At 52.0% G+C, this 1,150-nt stretch carries 1 protein-coding gene; it reads left to right on the top strand.

Annotated elements, in window-relative coordinates:
• On the top strand, positions 1-1,150 hold a 1,150-nt coding region (locus tag J7438_RS25765; RefSeq protein ID WP_209278891.1), incomplete at both ends, for an HlyD family type I secretion periplasmic adaptor subunit.

Below are 1,150 nucleotides of genomic sequence, written 5' to 3'. Positions count from 1 at the left end.
ATCTGGGCCTGTGTGGGTAAAGTGGATATTGTTGCTACCGCCCAGGGCAAGATTGTACCGGGGGAGCGGGTGAAAACTATACAGCCCATGGTGATCGGGGAAGTACAGACTATCCATGTTCGTGAAGGGGATGTTGTCAACGCCGGTGATCCTTTGATCACTCTGGTGGATACCGTGACCGAAGCTGAATGGGTAAGGTTGTCCAAAGAGATCGCCGCGTTATCGCTACAGCAGGCCAGGGAGAAGACCTTTGTTCACTACCTTGATTCAGGCAACCGGACAGTACCCGAATTGACTCACTATCTGAATGATGCCCAGTCCAGCAGGACAACCGAAGCGTTGCTTTTTGAAGAGCAGCTGTTGGCACAGCAGATAGAAGACTATGTCTCAGCGTTGGAAACGCTGAAAAGCCAGCAGAAAAGCAAGGCAGCAGAACGGCAAACCCTTGAGGCTGTTGTCACCAAACTGCAACGGGTACTCCCTATTATTGAAGAACGTACCCAGGCGCTGGCTGGCCTTTACCAGAAAAACTACGGTTCTAAAGTACAATATCTGGAGTTGGAGCAGCAACGTATTGAACTGGAAGAAGACCTTAAGGCGCAGCAGGCAGCCGTACAGCAGCTGTCGGCGGACATGGAAGCGATCCGGAATCAGCAGCTCAGCCTCCATGCCAGAACCCGACGGGAAAGCCTTGACCAGCAGGAGCAGCTGCGTCGTCAGCTGGACAGTCTTAGACAGGAGAGCATCAAGGCCAGGGTATTGCACGATCAGCAGCAAATCCTTTCGCCCATTGATGGGACGGTTCAGCAATTGCAGGTTCATACCATCGGTGGTGTGGTACAGCCAGCACAGCCCCTGATGCAGATTGTGCCAGCGGAAGCAACCATGGAAGTCGAAGCCTGGGTGCTGAACAAGGATATTGGCTTTGTCCATGAAGGTCAGGTGGCTGAAGTCAAGATAGACACCTTCAACTTTACCAAATACGGGATTATTAACGGTGAACTGACGCATATTTCGGATGATGCGGTCAGTGATGAAGAGCAGGGCCTGCGTTATCTGGCCAATGTTGAGATAGAAAAAGCCTGGATGGCGGTGGAAAACCGCAGGGTTAATCTGAGCCCTGGCATGGGAGTGGCGGTAGAAATCAAAA

It is taken from the genome of Thalassotalea sp. G20_0, assembly GCF_017744175.1.
In the GTDB taxonomy this organism is placed as follows: Bacteria; Pseudomonadota; Gammaproteobacteria; order Pseudomonadales; family Endozoicomonadaceae; genus Endozoicomonas.
This window is presented reverse-complemented; position numbering and strand designations above follow the sequence as displayed.